The sequence below is a fragment of the Campylobacter corcagiensis genome, assembly GCF_013201645.1.
Taxonomy (GTDB): domain Bacteria; phylum Campylobacterota; class Campylobacteria; order Campylobacterales; family Campylobacteraceae; genus Campylobacter_B; species Campylobacter_B corcagiensis.
This window is the reverse complement of record NZ_CP053842.1, coordinates 1,421,891-1,437,299: the sequence shown is the minus strand read 5'-3', so window position 1 is coordinate 1,437,299 and position 15,409 is coordinate 1,421,891. Positions and strand designations below refer to the sequence as shown.

Genomic DNA, 15,409 nt, shown 5'->3' with positions numbered 1-15,409 from the left:
CTTATATAAGTTTATAAAGCTATACTATTTTTAAATCTTATGATAGTTTAAATTTGCTTTAATATATTAGGATAATTAAGTAAATTTGGTGTATAGCCTAGTAGAATAAATCTTATAGCTTTTACCGCTTTAAATTAATACTTGTAAATCTTTGTTGGTTTAATACTGTTTTTTAAGTTTTTAAATCCTATCTAGGAAGTTAAGAATTTAATTCAATACCAATATGAACTAACTGGTATTATTATTTTAAATCAATACTTATAAATCTTTTAACTCAAAAAACTACTTTAACTTTATTTTAGTGGTTAAATTTGCTTTTGTAGTACTTGGAATTTAACACCACCTTTAAATTTTAGTATCCATATTAAAATAATAATATGCTATAATTTTTTAAATTTTAGGAGCTGTTATGGGTGATAGGGTAGTTTTATTTACAGATACAATCCAAGATTTAAATGGAGTTAGTAGATTTATTCAAGATATGGCTGATTATGGTAAAGATGATGGTTTTTATGCTATATCATCAAGCTCTTTTAGGAATTTTCCTGATAAGGGGAATGTGGTAAATGCCAAGCCATTATTTGAAATAAGTATGCCGTTTTACAAACATATGAGACTAGTTTTTCCTAAATTTAGTGCTGTAAAAGATGCATATAATAAGTTAAACCCAAAAGCTATCATTGTCTCTACACCTGGATTTTTTGGGCTTTTAGCACTATTTTTAACTAGAAAAAATAAAAATATCAAAAAACTCTCTATCTATCACACTGATTTTCCAGCTTATCTTTATGATAATACAAAAAGCAAGATTATTGAAAAGATTAGCATCTGGTTTATGAGAGCATTTTATAGCAAATTTGATATTGTTTTTACAAGAAGTAAGGAGTATAGAAAAAACCTTATAGAGGTTATTAAGCTAAATCCTAATAAAATAAAAACTCTTCCAAGTGGCATTAATAGAAAAAATTTTAGTCCAGATTTTAAAGATGATAGCTTTTATCCGAGTAAATTTAAAGCTTTATATGTTGGAAGACTTAGTGTTGAGAAAAATTTTGATCTGCTTCTTGAGATTTGGAAAGATATTCATAAAAAGCATCCTGATACTTTGCTTTTATGTTGTGGAGAGGGAAATTTTATGGATAAAAAAGATATTTTAGAAAAAGATGGCATCTATTTGCTGGGGGCAAAAGTTGGAAAAGAGCTTTCTAAAATTTATGCAAGCAGTGATATATTTCTTTTTCCATCTACAACTGACACGCTAGGTCAAGTTGTTATGGAGGCTCAAAGTTCAGGAATCCCAGCAATCGTAAGCGATAAAGGTGGTCCAAAAAATTTGGTAGTAGATGGCAAAAGTGGGTATATTTTAAAAGCAGACAGTAGGCTATGGAAAGATAAAATTTTAGATATTTTAAATGATCAAAAAAAGCTAGAAAGCCTTAAGAAAGGAGCTTTAGTTAACTCTGTAAATTTTGATTTTATTAAAAGCTATGAGACTATAATGAGCCAGGCAAGGCTTTAAATTTACTAAATTTAGCTAGAATTTACCTTTTTAAGGATGTATTATGTTTGTTCAAAATTTAAGAGCTAAAAATCCACTTATTCACTGCATAACAAATTATGTTACTGTAAATGATGTTGCAAACGCGATTATTGCTTGTGGTGCAAGCCCTATCATGGCTGATGATATAAATGAAGTAGCTGAAATAACTAAGATAAGCGATGCTTTGGTTATCAATCTTGGAACACTAAATGAAAGAACCGTTAAATCTATGAAAGCTTCACTTAAACAGGCAAATTTAGATGATAAAATAACCGTTCTTGACCCAGTTGGCGCTTCAGTTAGTAAATTTAGAAGTAGTGTTGCAAAAGAGCTTTTAAAAGAGTTTAGATTTAGTGTGATAAAAGGAAATTTATCTGAGATTAAATTTTTAAATGATCTTAAAAGTAGCTCAAAAGGCGTTGATATAAGCGATAAAGATAAAGATGAGAGCTTAGAAAATATAGCTTTCATAGCTAGAAATTTAGCCACTAAAACAGGCGCTATTATTGTTATAACTGGTCAAACGGACATCATCTCAGATGAGAATACAACTTATATTTGTAAAAACGGCAACTCTATGATGGCAGAGTTTTCAGGAAGTGGTTGTATCTTAGCTGGTCTTATAGCTGCATTTGTTTGTGCAAATAAAGATATGCCACTTAAAGCTGCTTTGATGGCGGTTTGCTGTAATGGTGTAGCAGGTGATTTGGCTAAACAAAAAAACGTCCTTACCAAAGTAGGAAATATGACATTTAAGCAAAACTTAATAGATGAAATTTATAAAATGAGCGATGATAAGATCGAAGATTTAGCAAAATTTGAGGAGATTGAGTGAAAAGAGTTATTGTAAGTTTAGCTCTATTTTTTGGAATTTTAAATGCAGATATTATTGATGCTACTACAGATATTATGCTTTACACTAATAAAACAGACCATGAAATTAACCAAAACATAGAAGTTTATGATCCATTTGAAGAGTATAACCGCGTCATTACTGCAGTAAATGGCGCGTTTTATGACTATCTTTTTTACCCTATAGCTTTTGGATATGATTATGTTGTGCCAGATCCTATTCAAGGAGCTTTTTTAAATTTTTTTGATAATCTTTTATATCCAGTAAGGCTTTTAAACAATCTTTTACAAGGAGATTTAAATGGCTCATGGGGCGAGACAAAGCGTTTTTTAATAAATACAACGCTTGGTTTTGCTGGCTTTAGTGATGCAGCAAGTTTGCATTTTAATATGCCAAGATACAGTGAAGATTTTGGTCAAACTTTAGGGGTTTGGGGAATTTCTAGTGGACCGCACATTGTTTGGCCGATTTTAGGGCACTCTAATTTTAGAGATAGTTTAGGGCTTGTTGGTGACTATTTTGCAAATCCAATAGGTTATATTAATGATGATCCTACAAGATATGGCGTAGGTGGTGGCAAAAAACTAAATGAGTTTTCAACACAGCTTGATCCCTACAACGCCTTAAAACTCAAAAATGATCCTTATGCCTTTTCAAGAGATATGTACTACTTGCAAAGACAAAAAGCTATAAGAGAGTAAATTTAGTGCCTTTAAAATACTAAATTTATCTAAATTTATGGATAAATTTAGTATAATATTATTTTATATTTAAATGGAGAGTATAACGACCTGGTGGCGTTCACGGACTTCAAATCCGATGTTGGAGCGGTTGACCGTTTCGTGGGAGGTTCGATTCCTTCACTCTCTCGCCATATGGAGCACGCCTTGAATTTATATAGATCTTTTATATTTAAAAGCATAGCCTATCTAGTAGTATCTGTTTTGCTTATTATTTTGATAGTTTTCGTTATCTCATCTTATGAGAATTATTTTATTTCACAAAAACTTGTTTTTATATATATACTTTTGGCACTACTGTTGCTATTGTATATTATAAAATTTTATCAAAGTTTATTTCCTATAAGGCTTCTAGATGCTATTTTTAACTACTCTCACGATGCGATTTTTATAACAGATAAAGATGGCAAAGTAACACATATAAATGAAGTTTTTTTAAAATCAACAAACTACAAAAAAGAGACAATTCTAGGTGAAAAAGTTATCTTTAAAGATAAACCAATGCCGCTAGAAGAGATAATATATAAAGAACTAAGAAGAGTTGGTTTTTGGCAAGGAGAGTTTATATCACTAGATAGTAGTGGTAGTGAAATTTTACAAATTTTAACACTAAAAGAGTTAACCTGTAAGCCAAAAAAATATCTTGGTATTTTTTATCCACTTAAGGAGTATACAAAGCGTATAAAAAATCTAGAAGAGATAGCCTACTATGATGCTCTTACAAAACTACCAAATAGAAGGCATTTTGAGAGCTTACTTACAAATGAGATGAATAAAACAAAGATGCAGTATGGCAAAAAAATGGCACTTTTGTTTATTGATTTTGATGATTTTAAAAGTTTGAATGATACATATGGTCATGCCATTGGCGATGAGTTTTTAAAGCTTATATCTTTTAAGATAAAAACTTCTCTTAGCAAAAATGATATATTTGCTAGATTTTCAGGTGATGAGTTTGGAATCGTTTTATCAAATATCAGAGATGATATCCAGCTTGAAAGAAAGATTTTAGAAATTTTAAATGTTGGAAAAACTAAATTTGATATAGCAAATAATTTACAAATCGGTACATCTTTAAGTATCGGAGTTGCTATATACTCAGCAGAAAATAATATTGGCTTTAAAGAGCTTTTAAAAAGAGCAGATAGAGCTATGTATATGGCAAAGCTTCAAGGCAAGGGTAATTTTATGATCTATAAAGATATAGGGTTTAACAACAAGTAAGGAAAATTTTGGTATCCTTATGTTTTAAAAATTTGGAGGCGTAGATGCATAACTTAGATCATGAAATCCCTAATGGTTCAAAGCTTTACTTTGGCAAAAGTGCAAAACTTAAAAGAGAACTTGAAAATTTAGCAGCTAGCACTCTTTTAAAAAGTGGTTTTGATGAGATAGTTACACCTTATTTTTCATATCATCAACATTTAAGTGTAAAAAAAGATCAAATTTTAAGTTTTAAAGATAGCTTAAATAATGACCTTGCACTAAGAGCTGATAGCACAGTAGATGTAGCTAGAATAATACTTAAACGTTTAAAAAGTGAGAATTTAAACCGTATTTTTTATATCCAACCTATATTTAGGTACCCAAGTAAGGAGCAGTATCAAATAGGTGCTGAGCTTATAGGAGAGCAAAATTTAAGTAAATGTCTTGATGTTGTTAGTGAAATTTTTGCTAAATTTAACTTAAAAGCTAGTATTCAAATAAGTAATATAGAAATTCCACACAAGGTTTGTGAAATTTTAAACCTACCTATATCTGTTTTTGAAAAGGGCGATATAAATGCACTCACTAAGCTAAATTTAGAGTGGTTAAACGCACTTCTTTGGCTTAGTGATACTAGCGATTTAGAAAGGGTAAAAGCTTTAGTTCCACAGCCTTTAAAGCCTATGCTTGATAGTTTAGCCGCTCTTGCAAAGGGGCGAGATATGGTATGTTTATCGCCGTTATACTACTCAAAAATGAGATATTATGATGGACTATTTTTTAGATTTATAGATAAAAATGATATTTTGTGCAGCGGTGGGGATTATGAGATAGATGCGTTAAAATCAAGTGGTTTTGCTATAATGAGCGATGCAGTAATTGAGAAAATTTTAGAAAAAAGAGGATAAGATGAGAAGAGTTGATATAGTAGTAGGAAGCCAGTGGGGCGATGAAGGCAAAGGCAAAATAGTTGATATGTTATCAAGTAAATACGATCTTGTTTGTAGAAGTGCAGGCGGACACAACGCTGGTCATACAGTTATCGTAGATGGTAAAAAATACGCACTTCACCTAATACCAAGTGGAATTTTACATAAAAACATAATAAATATCATAGGAAATGGAGTTGTAGTAAATCCAGATGTGCTTATAGAAGAGCTTTCAAATTTTGGTGATGTAAGTGGAAGATTTTTTATAAGTGATAAAGCTCACCTTAACTTAGAGTATCACGCCTTGATAGACCAAGCAAACGAAAAAGCAAAAGGTGATAACGCCATAGGTACCACAGGAAAAGGTATCGGACCTAGCTATGCTGATAAGATAAGTAGAACTGGTCATAGAGTTGGTGAAATTTTAGATCCTGAAAAATTAGCTGATGAGATTTTAGAAAGCTTAAAATCAAAAAGTGAGTTTTTAAAAACTTTGGGTATCAAAATTCCAAGCAGAGATGAAATCTTAGAAAAAACTAAATTTTATAAAGAAAAACTGGGTAGCTTTATAGCTGATACAACTCATATGATCTGGGATGCAATGGATAGTGATAAAAAAGTACTCTTAGAAGGTGCTCAAGGAACTATGCTAGATATTGACCATGGGACTTATCCATTTGTAACAAGCTCAAATACCATATCTGCTGGGGCTTTAGTTGGTGTAGGGTTAAATCCAAAATCAGTTGGAAATGTTATAGGAATTTTAAAAGCATACTCTACAAGAGTTGGTCATGGACCATTTGTAACTGAAGATTTAGGTGAAGATGGTGAGAAGATGTGTCAAGTTGGAAAAGAATTTGGCACAACAACAGGTAGAAAAAGAAGATGCGGTTGGTTTGATGCGGTTGCTGTAAGATATGCAGCAAGACTAAATGGCATAGATGAGTTTGCTTTAATGAAGCTTGATGTTTTAGATGGATTTGAAAAGATTAAGATTTGCACTTCTTATAAGTTAAAAAATGGCGAGATAACTGATGATTTTCCTACAAATTTAGATGGTGTAACTCCAATTTATGAAGAGATAGATGGCTGGGATAGCGTTATAGGAGTTAGAGAATTTGAGAATTTACCAAATAATGCTAAAAGATATATAAACCGTTTAGAAGAATTAACTAAAGTAAAAATCAAAATCGTCTCAACAGGACCTGATAGAAAAGATACTATTGTAAGATAAAAGGAGAGCCAATGCGTATAAAAAATCCACACATACCTTATGTAGCAAGAAAAATCGCTATTGATATGCTAAATTCTGGCTTTATTAAATTTAGCGGTGGTATAGAAAGTGTTGCTGATGTTGCAAATAGTGTACTTTTAGAAAATGCTCAAGAAGAAAGAGCTTTGGACGAGAGAACAAATGAACTTTTAGAAGAAAATGAAGATGATATGGAAAGCCTTGGTGTTGATAGGCGAAATATATTTTGGATGGTTAAAAGGCGTTTAGCTGAAGAGAGTGGTTTTATTTTAAGCCACGAAGATAGATATAACGCTTTATCTCACGCTATACTAGAACTTGCTTGGAAGAAAAATCTAATTGATTATAGCGTTTCAGAAAATAGAGCCAAAAATATTATATATCAAGCAATTGCTGATTATCTTAAGAATTTTGAAGAGATAGAGGATATAGTAGCTGATAAAATAGCAAATGGCACTAGAAAACTCATACCAGGAACTGATGAGTATGATTTGGTATTTGAGAAAATGTATCAAGATGAACTTAGAAAAAGAGGGGCGTATTGAGTGAAATTTTAGCTGTTGTGCCTATGGCTTTTATGCTAAGTCTTAGCCACTGCATTGCAATGTGTGGTGGCTTTGTTGTAGCTTATAGCGCAAAGTTAAATTCTAAAACAAAAAAACTAGCCTTCATCTACTCTTTTGTCTATCAAATTTCACGCGTTTTTGCTTATGCTATTTTAGGTTTAATCGCTGGATATTTTGGCTATTTGTTTACAATCACATCTAAATTTATGGGGTATTTTCACTTTTTTATAGGCGTTTTTTTAGTTTTTATCGGCTACGCTCTTATAAAAAGGGGAGAAATTTTAAAATTTTTAGAAAATGATAAAATTTGGAGCAAATTTATAGCAAAACCTTTTAGAAATCTAGCCGCCAAAGACTCTCTTATAGCTTTTGGAGCGCTTGGGTTTTTAAATGGACTTATACCGTGTGGGCTAGTTTATACATTTATAGCTATGGCTATGTTAAGTGGTAGCGTGATAAAAGGGGTTATAATAATGACTCTTTTTGGAATTTCTACTTTGCCATCACTTCTTTTTTTATCTTTTATCTCAAATTTTTTAAACTCTAAATTTCAAAAAACCATGCTTTTTGTATCAGCAATTATCGTTATGGCGTATGGAATTTATAGCATGTATGGTGGATTTTTGGCTATAAAATAACTAAATTTATTATAATTTTTAGAATTTGTTACTTTTTTATCTTTTTTAAAGCGATATTTTACTATATTTATACGAAAATATTTTATAAAGGAATATGGTGGATAGAAGTCAAAGCCGTTTGAAGCAGTATCAAGATGCTATCGATGCAAGTAATATAGTCTCAAAAACAGACATTAACGGCACTATAACTTTTGTAAATGATGAATTTTGTAACATTAGCAAATACACAAGAGACGAACTTCTTGGTCAACCACACAACATCGTTCGTCATCCAGATGTTAGCCCAAAGGTATTTGAGAATTTATGGAGTACTATTTTAAGTAAAAAAGTTTATAAAGGAATTGTTAAAAATAGAGCTAAAGATGGTTCTACTTTTTATCTAAACGCAACTATAATTCCTATTCTTGATGAGAGCGGCGATATAGAGGAATTTGTTGCTTTAAGATATGATATAACCGAAGTTATTAGTTTAAATGAGCGTCTTACTCAGACTAAAAATGAGCTAAAAGAGCTAAATTTATCTCTTGAAAAAAAGGTCGCTGAGCAAACTAGAGAGCTAAAAGAGTTAAACTCAGGACTTGAGGCAAGAGTAGCTGAAGAGATAGCTAAAAATGAAGAGAAAAACCGCCTTTTAGCCCAACAAGCAAAGCTTGCTAGTATGGGTGAAATGATAGGAAATATTGCTCATCAATGGAGACAGCCTTTAAGTGAACTAAGCATTGATCTATTTAAAATGAAGCAAAGTGCCAAAGATGAGGATAAATTTCTTGAAATTTATGAACATGCTAAAATTTTGATAAAAAATATGTCAAATACCATAGATGATTTTAGAAATTTCTTCCGCTCCGACAAGGAAAAAAACTATTTCAATGTAAAAGAAGTTGCCGAGGAAACCATAGCTATGTTAAAGTCAACTATCCAAAAAGAGCGAATTGACCTTGATTTGGATATCGATGATGATCTTAAGATTTATGGCATTAAAAGCGAGTTTTTTCAGGTTTTGATGAACCTTATAACAAACGCAAAAGATGCTATGAGTGATTTGGATGAGAAGTGGATTAAAATTTCAGCAAAGCAGGACTTATCATATGTATATTTTTCGGTTTGCAACAAAGGAAATGCAATAAGTTCTAAAATACTAGATAAAATTTTCGAGCCATATTTTACTACTAAGCATAAAAGTAGCGGAACTGGGCTTGGACTATATATTTGTAAAATGATAATAGAGAATTTAAAAGGAAGCATAGTGGCTAAAAATTTTGAAGATGGAGTCAAATTTGATATTACAATACCTAAAAAGGAGAAGGAATGAGTGAGTTGAAAAATTTAAAAGTAATGATTGTTGAAGATGAGAAAAACATTAGAGATTCAATGGCTGAAGCACTTGAGAGCTCTTTTGGTGAGATTATAACAGCTCAGCACGGCAGTGAGGGTGTTAAGAAATTTAAGAAATACACCCCGCACATTGTCGTAACTGATATCTCAATGCCTATAATGGACGGTCTTGATATGACTAAAGCTATAAAAGAAATTTCAAGTTCTACGCCTATTATCGTTTTAAGTGCATTTAGTGAAAAAGAAAAACTCTTAAAAGCTATAGACGTTGGTGTGGATAAGTATCTTTTAAAGCCGATTGATATGGATGAGCTTTTAGCTTCCATTGCCGAGCTTGCTAAACGAAAGATAAATGCCTTAAATGATGTGGAATTTGGAGATGGATTTAAATTTAATCTCTCAACAAAAGCTCTTTATAAAAATGATGAAATGATAGCCTTGACCAAAAAAGAGCTTGCTTTTGTAATGCTTTTAGTCGAAAGAATTGGCACTTTAGTGCTTCATGAAGATATAAAAAAGCATGTTTGGTTGGGTGAGCATGTAAACGATACTGCAATTAGAACTTTTGTAAAAAGAGTTAGAGATAAGATCGGAAATGAAACCATAAAAAATGTTCCAGGTCTTGGGTATAAGATAGAATTTTAAAAAGCTCTATAGTGATAATTATTTATAAATTCTATTTTTATAGAAACATAAAAGGGTGTTAAAAGCTATTGTATAGTAAGGGCTAAATTTTAAAATTTCTTAATGATTAAGTTTATTTATGGTTATTTCATAAAATTTGGCATACTTGCTTCTTGTCTTCTGCACCCTAGTGCCTCAGCTTCTTTTATTGTTGCTACATATTTTCTGGTACTTTTGTGCATATGTATTTTATCATAAAGAGGGTCATCTGGAAGATGATAAATTTTACTTTCAAGATTACATTTTACCATAGGATATTCATCATTATATTTTATGTTTGGGTTGTATTCAATTCTCAGCCTTTTACAAATTTCTCTACTTTTTTCATCTAGATTATCATTTTGGATAATCAGCATTAGTTTAATCTCTTTTTTATGTGGGTATTGCTGTCTATATAGGTCTCTAGCCATATGTAGTTTTGCTAAAATATCATATCTCATATCTTTTTCTTGATTCCACATTTTGCATTGAACTAATATTGCTTTATCGTAACTAGGCTCTACTACCAAGTCAACACCTAAGTCGTTTTTACCTTCAAGGATACCTCTGTAGGTTACTTTTTTTCTAGGCATATCAACCCACTCAAAATACCAACCAACATACCTTTCATACCTTTTTCCTATTTCATCATAACTTAGGTTTTGTTTGTTTTTATAAATATTGAGCCAATTATTCCATTGATTTTCCTTATAAGCCATATATTTGGTTATTTTATTAATTCGCTCTAATTCTGCTTCATATGCTTTTTTAGACTCCGCTTCTGCTTTAATCTTTTCATCTTGAGCTATGGAGTCAATTGCATCACGGTATAAACAAACATCTAAGTTATAGTTGTTTTCTTTACAAAAACTTACAAATTTTTTGGCACACTCTAAGCAGAGATATGGTTTATAAAAAGCTCCTTTTATAGAGTGTTTGCAGCTAGAGTCCAGCTTTTCTTGAAGTTCACTTATTTTATCTTTTTTTTCGTTAATGGTTTTTAGCAAATTTCTATAAACATGTCGTTTTGAAGCCATATTATTTTACCACCTTTTTTTATGTTTCTTTTTAGCAAAATATTTTCTTCTTTTATAGTCTGCCAAATCTTTTTCTGTTTTCTGTTTTCTGTTTTTCTTTATCAATAAATGTTAAAACTACTGGGTCAATGTTTTCTATCTTTTCTTCTAATAATTGTATCTGCTTATCTAAATTTGATATTTTAATTTTGGCAGATATGATATCAGCATCTGTTACTTTATTGCCTATAAAAAATGGAAAAATATACTTAATAAGTCTAGACAAAAATAAAAACATAAACAATAAAAAACTCCAAGCAAGAAACGCTAAAGAAATAATCTGTTCAATTGTTAAGTTAAAATCCTTAAAGGTAAACAATGCAAATACACAAAAAATATATAAAATAAAAGCTTTTATTGCCAATTGCTATTTCTACTCCTTTTAAAATTACATTTCCCTAATAATCTTAATCTTTGCTTCCTGCCATCATCAATAACTCTAGTAATGTGAACAACCTTAGCTATAGTAAGGTTTTCTAGCATCTCTTTATCATCATCTAGCACAGTAACTGTTTTAAAATCAGCTGTGTTATTATAGGGTATAAATTGAGTTATGCCTTTATTTTCATCTCTAAAATAGACTTTAATAGCACTATCGTTGTAAAATTTATAATGCACCAAATCTCCACTTATAATCTCTGCTGTTGGGTCGCACACAACTCTATCGCTATCATTTATCTCAGGAGTCATACTATCGCCACTTGCTATAACGGCATAAAGCCCTTTTTTATAGTCATTTTCACTAATGTAGACTACTTCATCATCTTGATATGAATTTAAGATAGGAAGTCCACAACTAGCCTCTCCTACGATAGGAACGCATTTTAAATTTGAGCTTTGGGGCATAACATTTGAACCACCACCTATCATAGCTAATCCTTTTTTATTTTGTGTAAGAATTATACACCATTTTTTCTTAAAAGTAATGAGTATAGTAGAACAATACTTTATGTCATAAGATATAAATTTTAATTTACAACGGATTAAAAGCGATAAGTTTTAAAAAATAATAGATTTTTAACAAAATTTTGATATTTTAAGAATAAATCTAGGAAAATGACATTATAATAACATATTACTTTTTAGTAAGAGCAAAATTTAAACTTAGGAGGTTGTAATGCGACCTGGTAATGTTATCAGTTACGATTACACGGTAGCGAAGTACTTTTTATTTACAACGATTATTTTCGGTGTTATTGGTATGCTTGTTGGAGTTATTATATCTTTTCAGCTTGCATACCCTGACCTAAACTATATCGCTGGTCAGTACTCTGCTTTTAGTCGCCTTAGACCGCTACATACAAATGCGGTAGTCTATGGCTTTATGCTAAGTGGAATTTTCTCAACCTGGTACTATGTGGGGCAAAGAGTTCTAAAAGTATCAATGGCTGAGAGTAAATTTCTTATGACTATAGGAAAACTTCACTTTATTTTGTATGTCATAGCTGTTTTGTTGGCTGTTGTAACTCTTTTAATGGGAATAACAAGTTCAAAAGAGTATGCAGAACTTCAGTGGCCAATAGATATACTTATAGTTGTAGTGTGGGTTTTATGGGGCGTTAGTATATTTGGACTTATCGGTATAAGAAGAGAAAAAACTCTTTATATTTCATTGTGGTATTACATAGCGACATTTTTAGGTATTGCTATGCTTTATTTATTTAATAATATGGCAATTCCTACGAGATTACTTACTGGAATGGGCGATTGGTGGCATGCAGTATCAATGTATGCAGGTACAAATGATGCTTTGGTTCAGTGGTGGTGGGGGCATAATGCTGTTGCTTTTGTCTTTACAGTTGGAATTTTAGCTCAAGTTTATTACTTCTTGCCAAAAGAGAGTGGTCAAGCAGTTTTTTCATATAAATTATCACTATTCTCATTTTGGAGTTTGATGTTTGTATATTTATGGGCTGGTGGTCACCACCTTATATACTCTACAGTGCCTGACTGGGTTCAAACAATGGGATCAGTTTTCTCTGTTGTTCTCATACTTCCATCTTGGGGATCGGGTATTAATATGCTCCTTACAATGAGAGGTGAGTGGAATCAACTAAGAGAAAGTCCATTAATCAAATTTATGATATGGGCAACTACGTTTTATATGTTCTCAACCCTAGAAGGACCAATTCTTTCTATTAAGTCAGTTAACGCTTTAGCTCACTTTACAGACTGGATACCAGGACACGTTCATGATGGAACTTTAGGATGGGTTGGATTTATGACTATAGCAGCACTTTACCATATGACTCCAAGAATTTTCAAACGCGAAATTTACTCTAAAAAGCTTATGGAGACACAATTTTGGATTCAAACTATCGGTCTAGTGATGTTCTTTACATCTATGTGGGTAGCGGGTATTACTCAAGGTATGATGTGGAGAGCAACTGATGAGTTTGGAAGTCTTGCTTACACATTTATGGATACAGTAAATGCTCTTATAAAATACTACTGGATAAGGGCTATTGGAGGATTTTTATATTTAGTAGGCTTTATTATGTTTGCTTACAATATGTATAAATCATTTACAACAGGTAGAGTTCTTGACGCTGAGCCAAGAAACGCTTCACCTATGGCAGCTTAGAAGGAGGACGAAATGTTTGCATGGTTAGAAAAACATCCATTCTTTTTTGCAGTATTTTTGTTTATAGTTATAGCTTATGCTGGAGTAGTTGAGATACTACCAAGCTTTGCTGATAGTGCAAGACCGCTAAAAGATACAAGACCATATACGGTTTTAGAGCTTACAGGAAGGCAAATTTACATCTCAAATAGCTGTAATGCCTGCCACTCTCAACAGATTAGACCATTTAAGTCAGAAACTGATAGATATGGTGAGTATTCAAAGAGTGGTGAGTATGCTTATCATAGACCATTTCTTTGGGGTTCAAAAAGAACTGGACCTGATCTTATGAGAGTAGGAAATTATAGAACTACAGACTGGCATGATCACCATATGAGAGATCCAGAGTCGGTTGTGCCAGGTTCAGTTATGCCAGCTTACCCTCATATGTACAACAAAACAGCTGATATTGAAACAGGTTATGCTGAGGCTTTAACTGTTAAAAAGGCTTTTAATGTTCCTTATGATAAGGAAGGAATGCCAAAACTTGGCTCTTGGGAAGAGGCGAAAGCTGCTGCCATGGAAGAGGCTAAAGCCATAGTTGAGGGAATGAAGAGTGAAGATGTTAAAAAAGCCTTTGAAAATGGCGAAATAAAAGAGATAGTAGCGTTAATCGCTTATCTTAATAGCTTAAAATAAGGATCTAGGATGAGTATGGAGCTTATAAGAGAGATTCAAGCTTATGCATATGTTGTGCTTATTGTTGGGCTTTGTGTAGGACTATATGCATATTTTTTCCATCTTTTAAAATCTGAAAAAACTGGTAGAAGAGATTATGAAAAATATGGAGATTTGGCTCTAAATGACAGCATAGATGATAATCTCTTAGAGCCCAAAACTCCTAGCGAAAATGATAATAAGGAGCTTAAAAAATGAAATGGTTTAACTTAAGTGATAGTGTAAACCTTCTTAGTATCCTAGCTGCCATCGTTTTGGTGGGAGCTACTATCTTTGTGGTTGGAATTTATGTTAAGCAAATGAAGACCAAAAAGAGCGAGGGAGAGTTAAGAGAGGGTGCTAATCACGATGAAATTAAAGAGTATAATAACCCAATACCAACGGGATGGGCTATTGTTTATGTTATTCTTATCGTGTGGGCGATTTGGTACTTTTTAGTTGGATACCCACTTAACTCTTACTCTCAAGTTGGAGAGTATAACGATGAGGTAAAAGCATATAATGCTAAATTTCAAACAACTTTTAATAACCCTACAAAAGAGACTTTACTTGCTATGGGCGAGGGAATTTTCCTAACTCAGTGTTCAGCATGTCATGGAATCTCTGGTACAGGACTAAATGGTAAAGCTAGAGATTTAACTGTATGGGGTAGTGAAGAAGGTATAATAGAGTCTATATCAGATGGTTCAAAGGGACTTGATTACCCACTAGGAGAGATGCCTGCTAAAAACTTAGAAGGTGAAGCAGCTCTAGCAGCAGCGGCTTATATGGCTAAAGAAATTTCAGCTATTGGCAAGACCTCTAGACCTGATCTTGTTACAAGAGGTAAAGATGAGTGGATGGTTTGCGCAGCATGCCATGGTGAAGATGGCAAAGGTATGGACGGGCTTGGACCTGACCTTACAAAATATGGTGCATCAGATTTTGTAGTTGATGTTTTAAATCGTGGTAAACAGGGCTTTATCGGCCATATGCCAGCATTTACTGATAGCAGACTAACTGATATTCAAAAACAAGCCGTTGGTGAGTATGCTGTATCACTTTCAAAGGAGTAGAGTATGGAAGAGATTAAAACAGAAGAACTAAACCAAAATAGAAATGTTTTTAGCATTCATGGTGTAACTGGTATGCTTATAGCTACAGTTTTACTAATCTCTATTCTTGTTGGTCTTACTATATGGGGAATTAAAGCTCAACAAAAAGTTGCAGATGAGCCATATACTTTAGGAGAGAATTTATCTTCTGTTCCTATGAAGACTGATATGAATAAAGTTAAGGAGGTGATAAATGTCGAAAAACGCTAGTTCAAA

Annotated in this window: 18 protein-coding genes and 1 tRNA gene; 16 read left to right on the top strand and 3 right to left on the bottom strand. The window is 32.3% G+C overall.

Features of this window, described 5'->3' with window-relative positions; genetic code table 11:
• Positions 1-409: 409 nt before the first annotated feature.
• The 11 genes from CCORG_RS07360 (at position 410) to CCORG_RS07310 (ending at position 9,704) form a co-directional block, all read left to right on the top strand.
• Positions 410-1,519: a glycosyltransferase gene (locus tag CCORG_RS07360; protein ID WP_172658570.1), complete on the top strand. Its 1,110-nt coding sequence runs from the start codon at positions 410-412 to the stop codon at positions 1,517-1,519.
• 43 nt (positions 1,520-1,562) lie between these two features.
• Positions 1,563-2,375 (top strand): hydroxyethylthiazole kinase, encoded by an 813-nt coding sequence (thiM, locus tag CCORG_RS07355; protein WP_025802768.1) that lies wholly within the window; start codon positions 1,563-1,565, stop codon positions 2,373-2,375.
• The gene (locus tag CCORG_RS07350; protein ID WP_025802770.1) at positions 2,372-3,094 is read left to right on the top strand and encodes an MlaA family lipoprotein; all 723 of its coding nucleotides are present in this window, start codon (positions 2,372-2,374) and stop codon (positions 3,092-3,094) included. Before thiM ends, CCORG_RS07350 begins: the two co-directional genes overlap by 4 nt.
• A gap of 75 nt (positions 3,095-3,169) precedes the next feature.
• A tRNA-Sec gene (locus CCORG_RS07345) sits at positions 3,170-3,267 on the top strand.
• Between the two features lie 13 nt (positions 3,268-3,280).
• On the top strand, positions 3,281-4,357 hold the full coding sequence (locus tag CCORG_RS07340) for a sensor domain-containing diguanylate cyclase (RefSeq protein ID WP_025802772.1): 1,077 nt from the start codon (positions 3,281-3,283) through the stop codon (positions 4,355-4,357).
• A 44-nt stretch (positions 4,358-4,401) separates the two neighbouring features.
• Positions 4,402-5,247, top strand: a complete 846-nt coding sequence (locus CCORG_RS07335; protein WP_025802773.1) for an ATP phosphoribosyltransferase regulatory subunit — start codon at positions 4,402-4,404, stop codon at positions 5,245-5,247.
• A gap of 1 nt (position 5,248) precedes the next feature.
• The gene (locus tag CCORG_RS07330; RefSeq protein ID WP_025802774.1) at positions 5,249-6,502 is read left to right on the top strand and encodes an adenylosuccinate synthase; all 1,254 of its coding nucleotides are present in this window, start codon (positions 5,249-5,251) and stop codon (positions 6,500-6,502) included.
• A gap of 11 nt (positions 6,503-6,513) precedes the next feature.
• Complete coding sequence (locus CCORG_RS07325; protein WP_025802776.1) at positions 6,514-7,065, top strand: DUF507 family protein; 552 nt, start codon at positions 6,514-6,516, stop codon at positions 7,063-7,065.
• Positions 7,062-7,724, top strand: coding sequence for a sulfite exporter TauE/SafE family protein (locus CCORG_RS07320; RefSeq protein ID WP_025802778.1), 663 nt, complete (start codon positions 7,062-7,064; stop codon positions 7,722-7,724). The genes CCORG_RS07325 and CCORG_RS07320 overlap by 4 nt, the downstream gene beginning before the upstream one ends.
• A 97-nt stretch (positions 7,725-7,821) precedes the next feature.
• Positions 7,822-9,036 carry a PAS domain-containing sensor histidine kinase gene (locus tag CCORG_RS07315; protein WP_025802780.1) on the top strand — a complete coding sequence of 405 codons (1,215 nt, stop codon included), beginning with the start codon at positions 7,822-7,824 and terminating at the stop codon, positions 9,034-9,036.
• On the top strand, positions 9,033-9,704 hold the full coding sequence (locus tag CCORG_RS07310; RefSeq protein ID WP_025802782.1) for a response regulator transcription factor: 672 nt from the start codon (positions 9,033-9,035) through the stop codon (positions 9,702-9,704). Before CCORG_RS07315 ends, CCORG_RS07310 begins: the two co-directional genes overlap by 4 nt.
• 122 nt (positions 9,705-9,826) lie before the next feature.
• Here CCORG_RS07310 and CCORG_RS07305 read toward each other — a convergent pair whose 3' ends face one another.
• Genes CCORG_RS07305 through CCORG_RS07295 form a run of 3 tightly spaced genes read right to left on the bottom strand, consistent with a single transcriptional unit; the run spans position 9,827 to position 11,668 of the window.
• On the bottom strand, positions 9,827-10,759 hold the full coding sequence (locus CCORG_RS07305; protein ID WP_025802784.1) for a hypothetical protein: 933 nt from the start codon (positions 10,757-10,759) through the stop codon (positions 9,827-9,829).
• Between the two features lie 52 nt (positions 10,760-10,811).
• The gene (locus tag CCORG_RS07300; protein ID WP_025802786.1) at positions 10,812-11,162 is read right to left on the bottom strand and encodes a hypothetical protein; all 351 of its coding nucleotides are present in this window, start codon (positions 11,160-11,162) and stop codon (positions 10,812-10,814) included.
• Positions 11,153-11,668: a S24 family peptidase gene (locus CCORG_RS07295; RefSeq protein WP_025802788.1), complete on the bottom strand. Its 516-nt coding sequence runs from the start codon at positions 11,666-11,668 to the stop codon at positions 11,153-11,155. Before CCORG_RS07295 ends, CCORG_RS07300 begins: the two co-directional genes overlap by 10 nt.
• 247 nt (positions 11,669-11,915) lie before the next feature.
• Between CCORG_RS07295 and ccoN the strand changes: the two genes are divergently transcribed.
• Genes ccoN through CCORG_RS07270 form a run of 5 tightly spaced genes read left to right on the top strand, consistent with a single transcriptional unit; the run spans position 11,916 to position 15,403 of the window.
• Positions 11,916-13,382: a cytochrome-c oxidase, cbb3-type subunit I gene (gene ccoN / locus CCORG_RS07290; RefSeq protein WP_025802790.1), complete on the top strand. Its 1,467-nt coding sequence runs from the start codon at positions 11,916-11,918 to the stop codon at positions 13,380-13,382.
• Between the two features lie 12 nt (positions 13,383-13,394).
• The gene (gene ccoO, locus CCORG_RS07285; RefSeq protein WP_025802791.1) at positions 13,395-14,060 is read left to right on the top strand and encodes a cytochrome-c oxidase, cbb3-type subunit II; all 666 of its coding nucleotides are present in this window, start codon (positions 13,395-13,397) and stop codon (positions 14,058-14,060) included.
• A gap of 9 nt (positions 14,061-14,069) precedes the next feature.
• Positions 14,070-14,297 (top strand): cytochrome c oxidase, cbb3-type, CcoQ subunit, encoded by a 228-nt coding sequence (locus tag CCORG_RS07280; RefSeq protein WP_025802794.1) that lies wholly within the window; start codon positions 14,070-14,072, stop codon positions 14,295-14,297.
• Complete coding sequence (locus CCORG_RS07275; RefSeq protein WP_025802796.1) at positions 14,294-15,154, top strand: c-type cytochrome; 861 nt, start codon at positions 14,294-14,296, stop codon at positions 15,152-15,154. Before CCORG_RS07280 ends, CCORG_RS07275 begins: the two co-directional genes overlap by 4 nt.
• Before the next feature lie 3 nt (positions 15,155-15,157).
• Positions 15,158-15,403 carry a DUF4006 family protein gene (locus CCORG_RS07270; protein ID WP_025802798.1) on the top strand — a complete coding sequence of 82 codons (246 nt, stop codon included), beginning with the start codon at positions 15,158-15,160 and terminating at the stop codon, positions 15,401-15,403.
• Positions 15,404-15,409 lie beyond the last annotated feature (6 nt).